Source organism: Pseudomonas sp. SG20056, from assembly GCF_031764535.1.
Taxonomy (GTDB): Bacteria; Pseudomonadota; Gammaproteobacteria; order Pseudomonadales; family Pseudomonadaceae; genus Aquipseudomonas.
The window spans coordinates 2,830,337-2,847,816 of the sequence record NZ_CP134499.1 but is presented as its reverse complement, the minus strand read 5'-3'; the positions used below and the strand labels follow the sequence as shown (position 1 = coordinate 2,847,816).

At 60.8% G+C, this 17,480-nt stretch carries 17 protein-coding genes and 1 tRNA gene; 6 read left to right on the top strand and 12 right to left on the bottom strand.

Translation table 11 applies throughout. From position 1 onward, the window contains the following. Positions 1 to 13: 13 nt before the first annotated feature. The 7 genes from RHP75_RS13610 to RHP75_RS13580 form a co-directional block, all read right to left on the bottom strand. On the bottom strand, positions 14 to 2,971 hold the full coding sequence (locus tag RHP75_RS13610; protein ID WP_311088645.1) for an HD domain-containing phosphohydrolase: 2,958 nt from the start codon (positions 2,969 to 2,971) through the stop codon (positions 14 to 16). A gap of 99 nt (positions 2,972 to 3,070) precedes the next feature. Further along, positions 3,071 to 4,141, bottom strand: a complete 1,071-nt coding sequence (locus RHP75_RS13605; protein ID WP_311088644.1) for an FUSC family protein — start codon at positions 4,139 to 4,141, stop codon at positions 3,071 to 3,073. Between the two features lie 3 nt (positions 4,142 to 4,144). Next, entirely contained in the window at positions 4,145 to 5,476 is a 1,332-nt protein-coding gene (locus RHP75_RS13600; RefSeq protein ID WP_311088643.1) for a deoxyguanosinetriphosphate triphosphohydrolase, read from the bottom strand. Between the two features lie 82 nt (positions 5,477 to 5,558). Next, complete coding sequence (locus RHP75_RS13595; protein ID WP_311088642.1) at positions 5,559 to 6,722, bottom strand: EAL domain-containing protein; 1,164 nt, start codon at positions 6,720 to 6,722, stop codon at positions 5,559 to 5,561. Between the two features lie 73 nt (positions 6,723 to 6,795). After that, on the bottom strand, positions 6,796 to 7,152 hold the full coding sequence (locus RHP75_RS13590; protein WP_311088641.1) for a hypothetical protein: 357 nt from the start codon (positions 7,150 to 7,152) through the stop codon (positions 6,796 to 6,798). Beyond that, positions 7,149 to 7,532 carry a phage holin family protein gene (locus tag RHP75_RS13585; RefSeq protein ID WP_311088640.1) on the bottom strand — a complete coding sequence of 128 codons (384 nt, stop codon included), beginning with the start codon at positions 7,530 to 7,532 and terminating at the stop codon, positions 7,149 to 7,151. Before RHP75_RS13585 ends, RHP75_RS13590 begins: the two co-directional genes overlap by 4 nt. A 12-nt stretch (positions 7,533 to 7,544) precedes the next feature. After that, on the bottom strand, positions 7,545 to 7,862 hold the full coding sequence (locus tag RHP75_RS13580; RefSeq protein ID WP_090248105.1) for a YqjD family protein: 318 nt from the start codon (positions 7,860 to 7,862) through the stop codon (positions 7,545 to 7,547). Between the two features lie 377 nt (positions 7,863 to 8,239). Between RHP75_RS13580 and RHP75_RS13575 the strand changes: the two genes are divergently transcribed. Beyond that, positions 8,240 to 9,448, top strand: coding sequence for an ammonium transporter (locus RHP75_RS13575; RefSeq protein WP_311088639.1), 1,209 nt, complete (start codon positions 8,240 to 8,242; stop codon positions 9,446 to 9,448). Between the two features lie 68 nt (positions 9,449 to 9,516). On the opposite strand, the gene RHP75_RS13570 is transcribed toward RHP75_RS13575, so the two are convergent. Next, on the bottom strand, positions 9,517 to 10,761 hold the full coding sequence (locus RHP75_RS13570; RefSeq protein WP_311088638.1) for an OprD family porin: 1,245 nt from the start codon (positions 10,759 to 10,761) through the stop codon (positions 9,517 to 9,519). A gap of 259 nt (positions 10,762 to 11,020) precedes the next feature. Here RHP75_RS13570 and RHP75_RS13565 point away from each other — a divergent pair, with 259 nt between their 5' ends. The 3 genes from RHP75_RS13565 to RHP75_RS13555 are packed head-to-tail and all read left to right on the top strand — an operon-like array spanning position 11,021 to position 13,402. Continuing rightward, positions 11,021 to 12,175 (top strand): DUF5610 domain-containing protein, encoded by a 1,155-nt coding sequence (locus RHP75_RS13565; protein ID WP_311088637.1) that lies wholly within the window; start codon positions 11,021 to 11,023, stop codon positions 12,173 to 12,175. 50 nt (positions 12,176 to 12,225) lie between these two features. Further along, positions 12,226 to 12,468, top strand: a complete 243-nt coding sequence (locus RHP75_RS13560) for a glutaredoxin family protein (RefSeq protein WP_311088636.1) — start codon at positions 12,226 to 12,228, stop codon at positions 12,466 to 12,468. 49 nt (positions 12,469 to 12,517) lie between these two features. Next, a complete protein-coding gene (locus tag RHP75_RS13555; RefSeq protein ID WP_311088635.1) occupies positions 12,518 to 13,402 on the top strand; it encodes a chemotaxis protein in 885 nt (294 codons plus the stop codon). Positions 13,403 to 13,456: 54 nt separating this feature from the next. Here RHP75_RS13555 and RHP75_RS13550 read toward each other — a convergent pair. From RHP75_RS13550 to mobA, 3 genes are all read right to left on the bottom strand, one after another. Then, positions 13,457 to 13,533: transfer RNA gene (locus RHP75_RS13550), tRNA-Pro, on the bottom strand. Positions 13,534 to 13,674: 141 nt separating this feature from the next. Continuing rightward, entirely contained in the window at positions 13,675 to 13,896 is a 222-nt protein-coding gene (locus RHP75_RS13545) for a YgdI/YgdR family lipoprotein (protein ID WP_160015517.1), read from the bottom strand. Positions 13,897 to 13,972: 76 nt separating this feature from the next. Next, positions 13,973 to 14,569: a molybdenum cofactor guanylyltransferase MobA gene (gene mobA / locus RHP75_RS13540; RefSeq protein ID WP_311088634.1), complete on the bottom strand. Its 597-nt coding sequence runs from the start codon at positions 14,567 to 14,569 to the stop codon at positions 13,973 to 13,975. Positions 14,570 to 14,636: 67 nt separating this feature from the next. Here mobA and moaB point away from each other — a divergent pair, with 67 nt between their 5' ends. Both moaB and glp read left to right on the top strand, forming a co-directional pair. Then, the gene (gene moaB / locus RHP75_RS13535; RefSeq protein WP_090248092.1) at positions 14,637 to 15,176 is read left to right on the top strand and encodes a molybdenum cofactor biosynthesis protein B; all 540 of its coding nucleotides are present in this window, start codon (positions 14,637 to 14,639) and stop codon (positions 15,174 to 15,176) included. Beyond that, entirely contained in the window at positions 15,173 to 16,387 is a 1,215-nt protein-coding gene (gene glp, locus RHP75_RS13530; RefSeq protein ID WP_311088633.1) for a gephyrin-like molybdotransferase Glp, read from the top strand. Before moaB ends, glp begins: the two co-directional genes overlap by 4 nt. Positions 16,388 to 16,445: 58 nt before the next feature. Here glp and RHP75_RS13525 read toward each other — a convergent pair whose 3' ends face one another. After that, positions 16,446 to 17,468: an AraC family transcriptional regulator gene (locus RHP75_RS13525; protein ID WP_311088632.1), complete on the bottom strand. Its 1,023-nt coding sequence runs from the start codon at positions 17,466 to 17,468 to the stop codon at positions 16,446 to 16,448. Positions 17,469 to 17,480 lie beyond the last annotated feature (12 nt).

Sequence of the window (17,480 nt, the reverse complement as noted above, 5' to 3'; positions counted from 1 at the left end):
CTGTAATTTCTCCTCAGTCGCTCAGGCCAGCCTTGGCCAGCAGCGCAGCGTTATCGACCTGATCAATCTGCTCACGACGTAGAAAGCGTTCGGCGTAGCTGAGGTAGATCTTTTCCCGCACAAACAGCCCGAACAACTCGGGGTCGATGTGCGCGCCCTTGCACATACCCGCCATGATGTTGAGTGACTCGGACAGCAGCTTGCCCTTTTTGTAGGGGCGGTCCACGGCGGTTAGCGCTTCGAAGATATCGGCAATCGCCATCATCCGTGCCGGCAGGCTCATGTCCTCGCGCTTCAGGCGTTTCGGGTAGCCGGTGCCGTCCATCTTTTCATGGTGGCCGCCAGCAATCTCGGCGACGTTGGCCAGGTGCGCGGGGAAGGGCAGGTGGCTGAGCATGCGGATGGTCTGCACCATATGGCCGTTGATGATAAAGCGCTCTTCGTTGGTCAGGGTGCCGCGGGTAATCCCCAGGTTGTACAGCTCGCCGCGATTGTGTTTGTAATGCGGCACTTCCAGCTTGAAACCCCAGGGGTTGTCTTCGGCGATCAGCTCGCTTTCGGGGCGCTCGATCAGGTGTTCGGCTTTGTCGCTGAGCAGCGTTTCTTGCACCGGTAACGGCTGTGCCGGGGTGCGCGATTGGCGCAGGTTCTCTTCCCAAGAAACTCCCAGGCGATCATCCAGGGTGCGCGTCCAGGTGCGCGCGGCGATGCTGCGCAGACGCTCCAGATCAGCTTCGGCCATCGCTTCGCCGCCCAGGTTGCAGCGGGCGATAAAGGCGAATTCATCATCCAGAGTGGCGAGCTGTTCATCGCGCACCTGAGCCAGGCTGGCCGCTTCACCGCCCTGGCTGAGGCTTTCCCAGTAACTGATCCAGGCGTCGCGTTTGAGTACTTCGAAGCGCATGCGCACTTCATGGATGCGGTCGCAGATGGTTTCCAGCTTGGTGGCCTTGTCCACCACGTACTCGGGCACGGTGACCTTGCCGCAGTCATGCAGCCAGGCGGCGATATGCAGGGCTTCCCATTCTTCGTCTGTGGGTTGGTAGTCGCTGAACGCGGCATCCTCGCTGGCGGCAGCAGCGCGGGCGAGCATCAGGGTGATTTCCGGTACGCGTTGGCAGTGGCCGCCCGTGTAGGGGCTTTTGGCGTCGATGGCGCCAGCAATGAGCTGGATAAAGGCGTCGAGCAGTTTCTTCTGTTGATCGAGCAGGCGCTGGCTCTCGATGCACAGCGCCGCCACGCCGGAGACCGCCTCGACATAGGCAATGCGCTCGGGGCGGAGCATGGCAAGGTCGGCTTCATCACCGGTGTCGCGGTGCAACAGCAGTAGTACGCCGAGGGTCTGGCCCTGGCGGTTATGCAGGCCGGTGCAGACCAGGTGCGCACGCGGGCTGTCGAGGGTGTGCAGCAGGCTCTGGAAGCCTTGCGCATGCTCGAACCCCAGCGCCACGGTGACGCTGGCGCCTCCGGTTGCCGTTTGCGCGAGCCAGCTGGGCAGGGCTGTATCGTTCGGGTCGAAGCTGGGGATGCGATGCTCTTCCAGGTTGTGCTGCAGCTCGTTGATAAACAGGCCATGCGGTTCGAGGCGCCCAGTGCTGCTGTCGCGCAAATACAGCAGGCCGCCGCTGGCTTCGCTGAGGTCGACGGTTTCGCGCAGCACTCGGCGTAGCAGGGCGTCGAAGCGGGTTTCCGCCGAGAGCGTGGCGGCAATATCGAGAAAGCTGGAGATGGTGTCCTTCATCCGTCCCATCGACACTGCCAGCTGGTCGACTTCCTTGACGAAGGAGCGGCCGCTGGCCGGGTAATCGAAATTGAAACTGCGGATGGCTTCGGCTTCGCCCACCAGCAGGCGCAGCGGTTTGACCAGGATGTTGGAGAGCAGCCAGCCAATCGGGATGCACAGCAGCAGAATGCCCAGAGTCAGTACGGCACCTTGCCAGCGGATGCGGTAGGCATCGGCCAGCAGCTCACTTTCCGGGGCCAGCAGAGCCAGGCGCAGCCCTTGCGGGCCGCCCTCGCTGAGCTGGCTGTAGGAGATTTGCCAGCGCTGCTTGTTAAGGCGCACCGCGCCTTGACGATCCTTATCGAGGCCGAGGCTGAGAAAGTCGGCGAGTACCGGGCTGAGATCCTTGACCTGCGTCAGTTGTAGCGTTTCCCCGGGGATAATCAGCCGTGTGCTATCCGGATAGGCGACCGCGCTGCCATCGGGGCTGTACAGCACCACTTCGGTGGAGGGCGTCAGGCGATGTTGGGCCAGGGTGGCGGAGAGGTCATCGAGGGTCAGGTCGGCGCCCACCACCGTGGTCTCGCTACTTTTGCGGGCAATGGTGGTGCCGATTTCCTGAGTGGAGAAGAAGGCATAGGGCGCGGTGGTGAAGTGCTTCGGGCTCTGCAGCGCGCTGTTGTACCAGGGACGGCTACGCGGGTCGTAGGTTTCCTTGAGGTTCTGCCGGCGACTGATGGGCTGCAGCTGCGCGTCGAAGAACAGGTATTCGGAATCCAGGCGTTGTTCGCTGATGCGATCGATGCTCCACACCTGGTATTCGGCATTTTCGGGGGCAAAGAAAATCTGCCGCAGTTTCTCGCTGCGCAGCGGCCGCACCATAAAGAAACTGCCATCGCCATAACCGACATAGATCGACGCTAGCTTGGGGTTGTCGCGCAGGGCCTGGCTGAAAATCGGCAGCATGATCATGCGCTCATGGCGGTCACGGCCGTTGATCTGCTCGTTACGCGCCAGCAGGTTGATCATGTAGCGAATGGGTTGGTAGGTATTGCGCAGATCCGCTTGAACTTCCTTGCGCATCTGGCTGAACAGCTGGTCGCTGCTACTGAGGATGATGTTGCTGGTCTGCTGGTAGTTGAAGTACCCCAGCACCACTCCAGAGCCCAGCAGCAGCAGGGTGAACAGCACGCTGATATGGATATGGAGCGGAAAACGTCGTTCCTTGGACCTTGCTGTCTGCTGCATCCGCGCATGCCCTTGTATGCCTTGGCTAAGCGCCAAGCATAGTGGAGCGTTGTGCGTTTTGCCGTGGCACGGATGCAGGTTTCTTGCGCTGCAACAGCTCTAGATTGGGCCTGTGCTGTGCTTGATTTTTTGCAGATTGTTTCGATGATCCAGCCAGCGCTCCAGGCCGTATACCAGCAGCGCTACCAGCAAGGCCAGGGCCACGCCAATCAGGCTGTTGAACAGACGTACCTGGGGCAGCTGCCAGTCATGCGCCAGGCTTTCGGCCAGCAACACAAAGCATACCGTCGTCTGCAGCACAAACAGGCCGTAATGGTTGGCCTGCAGGGCACGGCTAAGGGCGATCAGCGGTAGCAATGTGGCGACCATCAGTGCCGGATTCTGCATGCTGTGGCCGAGCAGAATCAGCAGTGCAGCCGCGCCCAGGCTGGCGAGGATTGATTGCACGGCGCGCACCAGGCTGCCTTGGAAATCCAGCTGTAAGGTGGTGACCACGGTCAGTGTCAGCCAGTAGCCACGGTGCAGCTCTGCCAGGTTGACGATCAGTCCGGAGAGGGCGAATGCCAGGGTGCAGCCCAGTGCATGCAGCCGCCACTTCTGTTGTGGCAGGCGTTTGGCGTGGCGTTTGAGCACCTTGAAGATGCTGATAAAACGCGGCATGTACGGCCACATGCGCAGGCCATGCATGCCGCGCAGACCGAAGGCCAGCAGCATCACCCAGAGCCCACCGAGAATAAACAGCATGGCGATGGCGTAGGGGTTGTTCAGTGAGCCCAGGCCTTGCTGGCCTTGGCCCAGGCACAGGCAGATAGCCAGGCCGATACCCAGCTTGCCGGCTTCGCTGCCAAAGCGCTGCAGCCAGGCGAGCAGAAAACCAAACAGGGCGAAAACCAGCAAGCTGGCGTAAGGATGGCTCGCCGACCAGAAGCCCAGTCCAGCGCTGCAGGCCCCCAGGCCGCAGAGCATCAACATGCGCAGCATGCCCAGGCGGTGCAGTGGGTTGGCTTGCGCGGCTTGGAAGGCGCCCGCCGAGGCCCAGAGAAACCCCGGGTGAGCGCTGAACAGCCCGAGCAGCAGCGGCAGCGCACAGCCGAAACCGGCGACCATGGCCGGGCCCCAGGCGGGGGGCCCGGCATGCCAGCTGAAGGTTTGTCGCAGTAGGCTATTCATGGCTTATACCGGGCTTGAACGGCCCGTCATCTCGCGGGCCATCTCAGTAGCGTAGCTGTCAGTCATGCCGGCGATAAAATCGATCATGCGCAGGAATGAGCGGTACAGCGGCCAGCTTGGGTCAGGTGCATTATTGCCGAGCAGATCGAGGATGCGGCGGTTCTTGAACGACGGTGTGCGCCCGCCATGCTGCTCCAGCGCCGCACCACAGAAGGCGTTGAGCAGGATTTCCAGGGTGGTATAGGCGCCTATTTCATGCAGGGTCTTGCGCTTGTCCTGAAAGATCTTCTGCCGAGCCATGTCCTTGGCGCTCTGCACGCAACGCTTGGCGGTGCCGTGCATATGCTCGACCAGATCGCCCTGCAAGGTGCCGGCGAGCAGGGCGTCCTGCTGCTCGACGAAGGCATGGGCGGCGGCATTGGTCAGGTGCTCAATGGCTTTGCCGCGCAGGATCGCCAGCTTGCGCCGCTTGGAGTCGTCCGGGCCGAGCTGGCGGTAGGTTTCCGGCAGGTCATCGCCGACCAGGTCGAGCAGCAGCGCTTCAACCTCGCTGTAATCGAGCAGCTCCATCTCCAGACCGTCTTCCAGGTCAATCAGGCCGTAGCAGATGTCATCTGCCGCCTCCATCAGATAGACCAGTGGATGGCGCGCCCAGCGCTGTTCTTCCAGTTGCGGCAGGCCGAGTTTACTGGCGATCTGCTCAAGCAGCGGCAACTCGCTCTGGTAGCAGCCGAACTTGTGTTTCTTGTAGCCCAGGGCTTCGGCGTGACGTGCGGTCCAGGGGTACTTGAGGTAGGTGCCAAGGGTTGCGTAGGTCAGCCGGGTGCCGCCGTCGAACTGGTGGTACTCCAGTTGGGTCAGTACGCGAAAGCCCTGGGCATTGCCCTCGAAGCTGAGAAAGTCGCCGCGCTCGGCCGCACTCATCGAGTCCAGCCAGCCGCGTCCGGCGGCCTGCTGGAACCAGTGGCGGATGGCGTCTTCACCGGAATGGCCAAAGGGCGGGTTGCCAATGTCGTGAGCGAGGCAGGCGGACTGCACGACCATGCCCAGGTCGCTCGGCTCGCACCAGTCTGGCAGGGCATCGCGGATCATCTCGCCAACGCGCATGCCCAGCGAGCGGCCCACGCAGCTGACCTCCAGCGAGTGGGTCAGGCGGGTGTGGATATGGTCGTTGCTGGAGACCGGGTGCACCTGGGTCTTGCGGCCCAGGCGGCGGAAGGCGCCGGAGAAGATGATGCGGTCATGGTCTTTGTGAAACGGGGTGCGGCCCAGTTCGGCGACGCTGTGCGTCGGCTTGCCGAGTCGTTCACGGTTGAGCAGGGTTTGCCAATCCAAGGGTTGTCCTCGCCGTTACCTGGCTGTGGCAGCTAGCTTCGGGGTTCTAAGCCGATGATGCAAGGCGTGCGGCCCTATGCAGTCAAAACCCCGCAGCGTCGATATCGATAAGCAGCAGCCGTTTGCCGTTGTCGATGAATTGCCCGGCGGTCAGGCAGTACTGATTAGTGGTGGCATCACGGTAGGTGCTGGAGAGAATCAGCCGGCGTTCCTCCCAGCCCTCCGCCAACAATTGATAGAAGTAGGGGCGCCACGACCAGTTATGCCCGACGTAACGCGCATCGCTGTGCCAGGCATACTCGCGCCATTCCAGGTTAGCGGTCAGCTGGGTACCGTGGCGGTCGCATTGGTAGATGCGCAGCAGCCAGGGGTAGGCGTGCGGCTGCGGCAGCTGATCGGGCTGTGAGCCGCTTTCGATCCAGGTCTTGAAGCTGTTCATCAGCTCACCGAGTTGCTGGCGCAGGGTCATCAGTCGTGCGCGTTCGGCGAGTTTTTGCTGCACATAGTGGTCGCGCAGCTGGGCAAAACGCTTGACGAAGGCGCTGCTGCTGAAAAAGGCCTCTTCGGGTTTGGCAAACAGATAACCCTGCACATAACGCGCGCCGCACTCCAGGGCGAAATCCAGCTCGGCCTCGGTCTCTACGCCTTCGGCAATGATCCAGCAGCCGGTCTTTTCCGCCATCTGCGCCAGGGCCTTGACGATCTCGCTGCTAGGCCCGCCACGGGCGGCTTGCTGAAACAGGCGCATGTCCAGCTTGAGAATGTCCGGTTGCAAGGCCAGCACGCGGTCGAGTTGCGAGTAGCCGGCGCCGAAGTCGTCGATGGCGATGCGTGCGCCGGCTTCTCGATAACGTTCCACCACGCCTGGCAGGCGTGAGCTGGCGCCGCCCAGCTCGGTGATTTCAAAGACGATACGTGCTGGGTCGATGCCACTGCGTTGCAGCTGTTTGAGGCTGGGCAAGGCTTGTTCGGGGCGCAGCCGGCTGATCCAGCGTGGCGAGATATTCAGGCTGAGAAACCAGTCTTGCGGGGCTTCATGAAAGCGCTTCAGAGCTTGCTCGCGGACTTCGCGGTCGAGGCGGCGCAGGGCCGTGGGCGGGGTTTTCGGGTCACTGAACAATGGGCCTGCCGAGTGCAACTGACCATCAGTGCTGCGCAGGCGCGCCAGTGCTTCGACACCGGCAATACGTCCGGTGGCGGTATCGATAAAAGGTTGAAAAACAGCAAGCGGTTGACCGTTGAACACTGCGCAGTTCCTTAGCCAGGCAGACGCCCCGGTGGGCGGCGTAGCCAGGTGACTAAGCAAGATCGTGGCCAGCTTAATCCCCTGTGTGGGTATCTTTAGTCGTGTCGGCAGATGTGTCTGGGCGTCGCGGCGGATTGCGCCGCAGCAGCGGGAAGGCGATCAGGGCGATACGCAACCAGCGTCGCCAGTGGCCTCGGCGGATGCCGACAGTGGCCAGCAGCAGTGCGCCGCCAGCGACCCAAAGTGGTGCGTTGCTGTTGCCCAGTTCTTCACGCCAGTGGTTGCGCCAGTGTTGCGCCTGTCGCAGCGGTTGTAGCATCACCAGGGTTTCGTGGCGCAGTTCCTGACGGTGCATTTGCAGGCGCATGCGTAGCAGGGTTTTGCGCAGTTCGCGGCGCGAGGCCTTGGCGGGTAGCTCGGGCATAGTCATGGCAGCAGTTGCTCACGGTCACGGGCCAGTTCTTCAAGGCTGGAGCTGAAGGGGGCGGGAGCATTGCGTACACGCTGCAACAGCGTGAACAGGGTGCCCAGTAGGCCCAGTGCATAGAAGCCACACAGGGCGCTGATAACCAGCAGACGGTGTGTCTCCCAGAAGGCAATCAGCATCGCGGCGGACAGGCCGATGATCAGCAGCAGACCGAACAGCAAACTCAGGCTGGTCAGTACCAGCAGGCTGAGGGTGTGGCTCTGCTGCTCTTTAAGCTCTTCGCCAAACAGCGCGATATGGCCCTGCAATAACCCCAGCAAGGCGCTGGCAAATCGCCGTGGCGAACTGCCGCGACTTGGCGGGGTGGACGGTGTTGCATCCATTAAGCTTTCTCTTTAGCGCCGGGTAATCAGCATGCCCAACAGCAGGCCAATGGCGGCAGCAATACCAAGGGTCTGCCATGGGTGAGTCTGCACATAGCCTTCGGTGGCTTCAATAGCCGCTTTGCCGCGGGCATGCAGAGCGTCTTCGGCGTTGTGCAGGGTACTGCGTGCGCGGCCCAGGCTGCTGCGGATCTGCTCGCGCAGTTCCTCGGCCTGCTCACCGGCAAGGCTGGCGGAATGCTGCAGCAAGCTTTCGGTGTCGCGCACCAGCGCCTGGAATTCGTCGAGTAACTGATCCGAGCTGGACGATACGGGGGTCTTACGAGCCATGGTGTCTCTCCTTATGACGGGGCAGTGTAGGGGGTTCGAGTCCTCTGTGGGGCAGTGGTTCCTTTTTTCTTCGGTGCAGGACGGATGCTGCCGACTGATCGGCTGGTACAGCGCTTGCATTGCGCTGGTGCGCGCCCTTGCAGATGCGCTCCTTTATGGGGCTGCGAGGGTTCTGGCCAGGACGCCGTGGTGCATCAATAACTTATTAATAACTATGGAATAAGTACTTCGAGGCAAGGTTCAGTCGGCACCGGCTTGGTGCTGTACAGCCTGGATCTCGGCAAGCTGGATCATGATAAGTGCCGCTATATGGTGCGTATTTATTGGTTTGTGATCCGCTTTGGTGCTTTTTCCCCGCGACGGAGTTTTCTTCGCAGATGGAAAACATCAACAGTGCTGTGGAAACCCTGATTCACGGCTCCAATACCCTGTTTATTCTGCTCGGCGCCGTGATGGTGCTGGCGATGCACGCCGGCTTTGCCTTTCTTGAAGTGGGTACAGTCAGGCAGAAGAACCAGGTCAACGCCTTGTCGAAGATCATCTCCGACTTTGCCGTGTCGGCCCTGGCCTATTTCTTTGTTGGCTACTGGATTGCCTACGGCGTGACCTTCCTAGAGCCTGCCAGCGTGCTGACGGAAGGCAACGGCTATGCGCTGGTGAAGTTCTTCTTTCTGCTGACTTTTGCGGCGGCCATCCCGGCGATTATTTCCGGTGGCATCGCCGAGCGCGCTAGGTTCGGCCCGCAGCTGTGCGCCACTGTGCTGATCGTGGCCTTTATCTACCCCTTCTTCGAGGGGGTGATCTGGAACGGCAACTACGGCGTCCAGGCCTGGCTGGAGGCGCAGTTCGGCGCCACCTTCCATGACTTTGCCGGCTCGGTGGTGGTACACGCGATGGGCGGCTGGCTGGCCTTTGGCGCGGTGATTCTGCTGGGGCGTCGTGATGGGCGTTACCGCGATGGTCGTCTGGTGGCCTTTGCCCCGTCGAATATTCCGTTCCTGGCCCTGGGCTCGTGGATTCTGATCATCGGCTGGTTTGGCTTCAACGTGATGAGCGCGCAGACCCTGGGCAGCGTCAGCGGCCTGGTCGCGGTCAATACCTTGATGGCGATGGTCGGCGGTACGGTGGCGGCTTTGCTTGTTGGCCGTAACGACCCAGGCTTCCTGCACAACGGTCCGCTCGCTGGCCTGGTTGCTGTATGTGCCGGTTCCGACCTGATGCACCCGGTTGGCGCTCTGGTTACTGGCGCGATTGCCGGTGCTTTGTTCGTCTGGGCGTTTACCGCGACCCAGGTGAAGTGGAAGATCGATGACGTGCTCGGCGTCTGGCCGCTACACGGTCTGTGCGGCGTGTGGGGCGGTATTGCCTGCGGCATCTTCGGCCAAGAAATGCTGGGCGGCCTGGGCGGTGTAAGCCTGGCCAGCCAGTTTGTCGGCACCGCGCTGGGCGTGGTGGTGGCCTTGATTGGTGGCGTACTGGTTTATGGTGTGCTGAAGGCTACCGTGGGTATTCGCCTGAGCCAGGAGGAGGAGTACTACGGTGCTGACCTCTCGGTGCACAAGATTGGCGCCGTCAGCCAAGATTGATAGCTAGGCGTTAATGCAAAAGGCCCGGACAGTGTCCGGGCCTTTTTTATTGCGGCCGTTTAAATGGTTTACAGCAGTGGCAGGGTGTAGCTGACAATCAGACGGTTTTCATCGAGGTCGCCGATGCTGGCATTGGAGCGCACCATCGCGTTACGCCAGCGCACTGCCAGGTTCTTGAAGGTGCCTTCCTGGATGGTGTAGCTGACATCGAAGTCGCGTTCCCATTCCTTGCCATCGCGGCCGCCGACGCCATCGAAGCCATCGCCTGTTACGTAGCGAACGAAAGCATTCAGGCCTGGCACGCCGTAGGTGGCGAAGTTGATGTCATAGCGTGCCTGCCAGGATTTCTCGTCCTTGCGGGTGAAATCGAGAATCTGCAGGTAGTTGACGATGTAGGGGTCGGTCTCGGCGAGGAATGGGAAGGCGTTGTCGCCGCCGACCTTCTGGTAACCCAAGCGGAATGTATGTGCGCCAGTGCCTGCCCAGAGATTGACTGACGTCAGGTCGTTGTCCAGCTTGCCGCCGAGTTTGCTGCCGTTGTCCTGTGAATCGAAATAGGCCAGGTTGGCCCCCAGTTTCCAGTCACCGATAGGTTGTACGTGGATCAGGTTGTAGAGCTTCTGGTCGTAGATATCTTCCAGTTCGCCGTACCACAGGCCGACAGTGGTGTTACCGCCGTTGAACTTGTAGTCACCGCCAGCGAAGTTGTAGCGATCGCTTTCCCCGCCAACGTTGGTGGCGGTGATGTCCTGGCTGTCGGTGGAGTTGCGGAAGTTAACCTCGCGCAACTGGCCGCCATTGAGGGTCAGGCCGTCGATTTCCTGCGAGGTGATCATTCCGCCGTTAAACACTTGTGGCAGCAAGCGTGAATCGCCAGAAGCCACGATCGGCAGCTTGGGCATCAGACCGCCGATTTTGCCGACCGTCTTGGACAAGCGCACCTTGGCCGCTGCGGTTGCTTCGGAATACTCTCCCGGCCCCTCATCACCAAAACTGTTCGGCAGCAGGTTGGTGCCGGCACGTTCATCGGATGAGTCAAGTTTCAGACCCAGCCCGGCGTAAGCGTCCAGGCCGAAGCCCACGGTGCCTTCGGTAAAGCCCGATTCGGCCTTGAAGAGAAAGCCCTGGGCCCACTCTTCACGCTTGGACTGGGCGACGCCCGGGTCGCGCAGGTCGCGATTCATGTAGAAATTGCGCAGCTCAAGGCTGGCTTTGCTGTCCTTGATAAACTCTGCCTGGGCCAGCGATGGCAGGGTGAGGCAGGTGCCCAGTGTGGCGAATGCCACAGCGCGAGCGAGGGGAGATTGAGTCATTATTGTTAGCTCCTCGTGTGTGCGGGTCGGCTTGTGGCCGATCTGATACAGCGAGGCGAAATAAAGCATGGGGGCTTAGGCTTGGCTTTTAGACTTTGGTCTGCTCGGGTGTGGTCTGTGTTGGCTTGGCGTGCAGTGGGTGCAGCTGCAATCGCTCTAGCCTGCCTGGCGCGCCGTTGATCGGTTTATCCGCAATCAGGCTAAAGTTTCATCCTGCACGGCCGCCAACCAGTCAGATACACCGCCCAGGTACTTTGCCATGAACCCTCTGGCCGCAAATTTATCCTCCGCTTCACGTCCTGCTTCAGCTACTGCGCAGCCGGTTGTGCGTAATGCTGCCGATGCGCAGGCGACACTGGCCAACCGTCTGGCTGAACGCCTCGGGCTGGAACCAGGTGCGCTGGCCGGCAAGGCCAATGACTACACCCCGGAGAAAGTCGCCGGGCGCATTCTTGGTTTTATCGAGCAGCGCCTGCAAAGCGAGCAAGCTGCGGGTGCCGACCCAAGCAAACTCAAGGGCTTGCTTGAGCAGGCGCGCAGCGGCGTGGAAAAGGGTTTTGCCGAAGCGCGCAAGATTCTCGACGGCATGGGCGTGCTGCAAGGTAAGGTGGCGAGCGATATCGACGACACCTACCAGAAAATCCAGGACGGTTTCAGCGACCTGGATAAACGCTTTAATCCGGATGCCGCGCTGGTTGAGGGCTCAACCAATATCGCCGCTTACAGCGAGCGGTTTGCCGCGCAAGCGGAAACCTTCGATATGGAGGTGACCACCCGTGATGGTGACCGCCTGCGTATTTCCATTGCCCAGGCTTCGGCCAACTGGTCGCAGAGCGGCGTTGTCGCCAGCAGCAATGGCAACGGCAGTTCGGTGGTTGCCAGTAGCCAATCCGGCAGCCTGCAGATCGGTGCTTGGCAAGTCAGCGTTGAAGGCGAGCTGGATGACGAAGAACGCGCTGCGCTGGAAAAACTTTTCGGCCAGGTGCAGGACCTTTCCAACAAGTTCTATGCCGGCGATCTGTCGGGCGCCTTCGACCGTGCTATGGCGCTGGAAATGGATGGTGAGCAATTGGCGTCCATGTCTCTGCGTCTGACCCAAACCACTGTGCGTCAGGCAACCGATGCCTACAGCGCCGTGGCGCAAGATGGCGGCCAGGCTGCCAGCGCGGTCAACAGCTCGCTGATCGACTACGCCCAAGGCCTGCTCGACGCATTGCGCAGCGCCAATCAGGTGGCTGAAGAAGGCACCGCTAAAACCAGCTTGCTGGATATGCTCAAAGGCGGCTTCTCGCTGGATGAGCGTTTTGACAGCGGTCGCCTGGACAAGGCCGAGCAGCTCAATAGTCGCTTGCTCGATGGCCTGCAGAACCTGCTCAATCCCGCCCTAGACAGCAGCAAGTCCACGGACGCCTGAGGCTGAGGCAGTGCTAAACTGCACCTCCAGTAGTCAGTGGAGGTGCGCAGATGCTCCCGGAATGCCAATTATTCGGTACGCTCGGCTGCCACCTGTGTGAGGTGGCCGAAGCGCTGCTGATGCCTTTTGTCGAGCACGGCCTGCTGGTCGAGCTGGTCGACATCGCTGAGCATGAGCACTGGATTGAGGACTATGGTCTGCGCATTCCGGTGCTGCGTCGCAGCGACACCGGGGCCGAGTTGAACTGGCCATTCGAAGCCGAACAGATTGTCGAATTCCTGCGTAGCGCCTGATGCTCGATGCGCGCGCGGCGATCAATGATTTAGTGAAGGAAGAAGATCAATGAGCATGGTGCTTGGAGACGCCCTGTCGCTGCTGCTGTTCCGTTTGCACAGCGGCCGTTTGTTGGGGATCAACCTGCTCAAGGTTCAGGAAATCATTCCCTGCCCGACGCTGACCAAACTGCCCAGTCGTCATCCCCATGTGCGTGGCGTGGCTACCCTGCGCGGTTCGGCGCTGACGGTGATCGATCTGGCCAAGGCCATCGGCGAGCAGGGTGTGCCGGGCAACAATGATGGTTGCCTGATCGTCACCGAACTAAGTCGCTCGCGTCAGGGCCTGCATGTGCAAAGCGTGGAGCGCATCGTGCAGTGCTATACCCGCGATGTCCGTCCGCCGCCGGCAGGTTCCGGCAGCAAAGCCTTTATCACCGGGGTGACGCAGATCGACGGCAAGATTGTGCAGATTCTCGATATTGAAAAAGTGCTGCACGAGCTTGCGCCGATGATTGTCGAGGAGCTGGACGAACAGCTGTTATCAGAGCGCGAACGCGCGCTGCTCAAGGGGCGTCGCGTGCTGGTGGTGGATGACTCGCACGTCGCGCTGCACCAGACCATGATTACCCTGCGCAAGCTGGAACTGGATTGCCAGATGGTGCGCAGCGCTGCTGACGCACTTGAGTTGCTGCAGCGGCAATTCGATGCAGGGGAACCCATCGAGGTGTTGGTCTCGGATATCGAAATGCCGGAAATGGATGGCTACGACCTGGTGCGCACGCTGCGTAAGAAGCCAGATATCGGCCAGATCTATGTGCTGCTGCACACCTCGCTCGACAGCACCATGAACACCGAAAAAGCCAAGGCGGTCGGCGCCAATGATGTGCTGACCAAGTTCTCCACCATAGACCTGAGCAAGGCTCTGGTGCATGCGTTCGAAAGCCTGCAATAGGCTTTGCTGCAGGCATAAAAAAGCCCGCGATTAAGCGGGCTTTTTTATGGATTCTGGTCGGAGAGACAGGATTCGAACCTGCGACCTTCTCGTCCCGAACGAGACGCGCTACCAAGCTGCGCTACACTCCGAATGGGTCAAGATTCTACTGAGAAAGTTTTACGACACAAGGGCTTAGGTTTTAATTTTTTCTATTGGCCAAACGCTTTGAATGTATCGCTCAGAGCCCAGGCGCCGGGCAAAAAGTACCTGATAGCGCCCGGGTCATTTTCTTACAGCTCTTTGACGGTACGCACTTGATCTTTGTTGACCTTGGCGCGTTTGCCATCGAGTTGTTCGAACTCGTAGAAGCCCGAATCTTCGTCAAAATTCGGCTCGTCGATGGTCTGAATTTCGCGGCCATCATTGAGGGTGATTACAGTCGGGGACGCGCAACCAGTCAGCGCGACCAGGCCCAAGGTAAGCAGCAATGCTGGAATAATCCGCTGAGACATGGGTTTCTCCTTGATTGATAGAGGTTTTTACCCTGCTTGTGACGAAATTTTGCCAATCAAGTTCCCTTGTTGGCGTTCATCTGCGTGTCGTCAGCAAATTCGGGGTGTTGAGGTTGGCCAGGCGAGGGTCACCGAGTGGACACTCGACTGTCAATGGATCGAGGCTGCGCAACCAGCGTTGCGGGCTGCGCTCACCGGCTTGCCAGGCCTGCTCGAGGTCTGCATGCAGTGCACGGGGAATGACGCTGAACAACGGTTCGAGAAACTCGCCTTGGCGTACTACGACTGCGCGTTTACCGGCCAGGCGCAGTAGTGCTTCTAGCAGCGGCCTGTCGAGTTGTGGCGCATCGCACGGCAATACCAACAGATTTTCCTGGTGCGCGATGCGCAGGCCGGCGCGTATGCCTGCGAGCGGGCCTTGGAAATCGCCATTGCCATTGTCAGACGGGGCATCTGTAACCAACCGATCAGCAAAGGGCGCATAGCGCTCGGCGTTGCGGTTGCAGGAGATGATCAGGTCGTCGGTCAAGGGGCGCACCAGCTCATGCAACCAGGCAATCAGCGGACGGCCTTGCCAGTCGAGAAGGCCCTTGTCGGCACCGCCCATGCGCTGCCCACGGCCGCCGGAAAGCAGCAGAACAGAACAGCGGGGTAGGGTTGCGGAAGCGGGCATGCGCAGTCTCCGAAAGCGGGCCTGTGATATAACGGCGGGCATTATCGCCCATAACTGGAAGCCTGCCATGAACCACAAGGCCGAGGCACATTTCGTGCCCTTGAATATCGCGGTGTTGACCGTCAGTGATACCCGCAGCCTGGAAACCGACACCTCCGGCCAGCTGTTTGTTGACCGCCTGCAGGCGGCCGGCCATCAGCTTGCCGCCCGGGTTTTGCTGAAGGACGATCTGTACAAGATTCGCGCCCAGGTCGCCACCTGGATTGCCGAAGATCAGGTGCAGGTGGTGCTGATTACCGGCGGCACCGGCTTTACCGGCCGCGATAGTACGCCGGAAGCGGTGAGCTGTTTGCTGGACAAGCAGGTCGATGGTTTTGGTGAGCTGTTCCGGCAGATTTCCGTGCCTGATATCGGCACCTCGACCATTCAGTCCCGCGCCCTGGCCGGTCTGGCTAACGGCACCCTGGTGTGCTGCCTGCCGGGTTCGACCAACGCCTGCCGCACCGCCTGGGATGGCATCCTCGGTGAGCAGTTGGATAACCGCCACCGTCCGTGCAATTTCGTTCCGCACCTCAAGTCGGTGGCTGCCTGCGAGAGCCGTGGATGAGCTGCTGTGACAAACCTGGCTTGATGCCTGTTGAGGCGGCGCTGGCGCGTTTGCTGGCGCAGGCCGAGGCTTCGGCAATTGTTGAAACCGAGCAGGTCAGCCTGCATGACGCCGCTGGCCGCGTGTTGGCTGAGCCGCTGATTGCCAAACTGGATCTGCCGCCCTGGGACAACAGCGCCATGGACGGTTACGCCCTGCGCCTGGCCGACTGGAATGGCGAGCCGCTGGTCGTCAGCCAACGCATCCAGGCCGGCAGTGCGCCGCAGCCGTTACAACCTGGCACCTGCGCGCGGATCTTTACCGGCGCCCCGCTACCAGCCGGTGCTGATAGCGTGGAAATGCAGGAAAACGCTGTGCTCGGCGAAGACGGCCGCGTCGCCTTTAGCGAGCCGTTGAAACTCGGGCAGAACGTGCGCGCTCAGGGTCAGGAAACCCGTGTTGGTGATGGCGTTCTACCCGCCGGTACGCGTCTGGGGCCGATCGAGCTGGGACTTGCAGCGTCCCTCGGTTGCGCTGAATTGACTGTGCGCCGCCGGCCGCGAGTAGCCGTGTTATCCACCGGCGATGAGCTGGTAGAGCCGGGTCAGCCGCTGGGGCCAGGGCAGATCTACAACAGCAATCGCCGCGTGCTGATCGCTTGGCTGCAGCGGCTGGGCTGCGAGGTGGTGGACGGCGGTATCTTGGTTGATGACTTGGAAAAGACGCGTTCGGCGCTGGCTGCGCTGAGTGATGTTGACCTGATTCTGTCCACCGGCGGCGTGTCGGTGGGCGAGGCGGATTTCCTCGGCATGGCGTTACGAGAAGAGGGCGAACTGGCGCTGTGGAAACTGGCGATCAAACCGGGCAAACCGCTGACCTGTGGACAGTTTCGCGGCGTGCCGGTGATCGGCCTGCCGGGCAATCCGGCTTCGACTCTGGTGACCTTTGGTCTGCTGGCGCGGCCTTATCTGTTGCGCCGTCTGGGCGTGCAGCGGGTCGAGCCATTGGGCTTTCCGATGCCGGCGGGCTTCGCCTGGAGCAAACCGGGCAATCGTCGCGAATACCTGCGCGCGCGTATCGAAAATGGCCGGGTGGTGCCTTACCCGAACCAGAGCTCCGGGGTGCTGCGCAGCGCGGCTTGGGCCGAGGGATTTGCCGAAGTGCTGGAAGGCACCACCCTGGCCGAGGGCAATAGTCTGCGGTTTATTCCGCTCAGCGAGATCCTCGGGTAGGTCAGCGTAGTTGCTGCCTCCTTGTGGTGGATGGCGCTTTACCCATCCACCAAGGTTGTCAGCTATTGCGCCGGCTCTCGCGAAATTCCCCCGGCGTCTGTCCCGTCCAGGTCTTGAAGCTGCGGTGGAACGAGCGTGATTCGGTAAACCCCAGATAGCTAGCGATATCCTGAATCGCCAGGTCGCTGCGCAGCAGGTAATACTCGGCCAGTTCCTGGCGCAGTTCATCGAGAATCTGCTGGTAGCTGGTGTCAGCCAGTTGCAGGTGTCGCTGCAGGGTGCGCACCGTCATATTGAACTTCTCCGCAACGCGTTCCTTGCGTGGCAGCCCATCCTTGAGCAGCAGGCGCAGGGCGTTCTTTACCCGTTGCGGCAGTGGCTCGTTGTCGTCCAGTCCAGCCATCAGGGTCAGGGCGTGCTCTTCCAGGGTGCGCAACAAGTTGGCGTCGGCCTGGCGCAGCGGCACAGCAAGGTATTCCAGCGGCACGAGCAGCGCATTGCAGCTTTGTTCGAAGCGGATCGGGCAGCCGAAAATTGCCTGGTATTCGGCAATATCGACGCCCTCAGGCAGGGCGTGTTCGAACCACACCTCCCGCGGCGAACTGTCGGAGTCGGAGATCCAGCGCGCATACAGCAGCCAGGAGGCCAGTACGTTCTCCACCATATGCCGGCGGATCGGCTCAGCCTGATGGCGACAGGTCCAGATCAAACGGACGTGGTCGGCGCCGGCCTCGACCCGGCTGACACCCATATCCCCCACCAGTTTCTCGTAAGGCACGATGCGGCTCATGGCCTCACCGAGGGTGGCGCAGTTCATGGTGATATAGCCCAACACGCTCCAGGAGCCGGGCTGCACAAAGCGTGCGCAATGCAGGCCGAACAGTGGATCTCCGGACACGCGCAGCAAATGCGCGAGTAGGCGTTCGTGGGTTTCGCTGGGGATGCGCTTGCCGTTGTCGGCCAGGTCCTCGGCCTTGATGCCGGCGGCCGCCAAGGCCTTGTCGATATCCAGGCCCAATTGCTCGGCGTGGCGCAGGTACTTGAGCAGGGAAGGGACAGAGGTATAACCGAGGTTTTCCATGAACTGTTCTTA

Excerpts from the sequence above, each read along its gene's own strand:
- RHP75_RS13560 (WP_311088636.1), top strand. The coding sequence starts at position 12,226 with ATGCTCCCGGAATGCCAATTATTCGGTACGCTCGGCTGCCACCTGTGT.
- RHP75_RS13525 (WP_311088632.1), bottom strand. The coding sequence starts at position 17,468 with ATGGAAAACCTCGGTTATACCTCTGTCCCTTCCCTGCTCAAGTACCTG.
- RHP75_RS13570 (WP_311088638.1), bottom strand. The coding sequence starts at position 10,761 with ATGACTCAATCTCCCCTCGCTCGCGCTGTGGCATTCGCCACACTGGGC.
- RHP75_RS13580 (WP_090248105.1), bottom strand. The coding sequence starts at position 7,862 with ATGGCTCGTAAGACCCCCGTATCGTCCAGCTCGGATCAGTTACTCGAC.
- RHP75_RS13585 (WP_311088640.1), bottom strand. The coding sequence starts at position 7,532 with ATGGATGCAACACCGTCCACCCCGCCAAGTCGCGGCAGTTCGCCACGG.
- RHP75_RS13565 (WP_311088637.1), top strand. The coding sequence starts at position 11,021 with ATGAACCCTCTGGCCGCAAATTTATCCTCCGCTTCACGTCCTGCTTCA.
- RHP75_RS13545 (WP_160015517.1), bottom strand. The coding sequence starts at position 13,896 with ATGTCTCAGCGGATTATTCCAGCATTGCTGCTTACCTTGGGCCTGGTC.
- RHP75_RS13610 (WP_311088645.1), bottom strand. The coding sequence starts at position 2,971 with ATGCAGCAGACAGCAAGGTCCAAGGAACGACGTTTTCCGCTCCATATC.
- RHP75_RS13555 (WP_311088635.1), top strand. The coding sequence starts at position 12,518 with ATGAGCATGGTGCTTGGAGACGCCCTGTCGCTGCTGCTGTTCCGTTTG.
- glp (WP_311088633.1), top strand. The coding sequence starts at position 15,173 with ATGAGCTGCTGTGACAAACCTGGCTTGATGCCTGTTGAGGCGGCGCTG.
- mobA (WP_311088634.1), bottom strand. The coding sequence starts at position 14,569 with ATGCCCGCTTCCGCAACCCTACCCCGCTGTTCTGTTCTGCTGCTTTCC.
- RHP75_RS13590 (WP_311088641.1), bottom strand. The coding sequence starts at position 7,152 with ATGACTATGCCCGAGCTACCCGCCAAGGCCTCGCGCCGCGAACTGCGC.
- RHP75_RS13605 (WP_311088644.1), bottom strand. The coding sequence starts at position 4,141 with ATGAATAGCCTACTGCGACAAACCTTCAGCTGGCATGCCGGGCCCCCC.
- moaB (WP_090248092.1), top strand. The coding sequence starts at position 14,637 with ATGAACCACAAGGCCGAGGCACATTTCGTGCCCTTGAATATCGCGGTG.
- RHP75_RS13575 (WP_311088639.1), top strand. The coding sequence starts at position 8,240 with ATGGAAAACATCAACAGTGCTGTGGAAACCCTGATTCACGGCTCCAAT.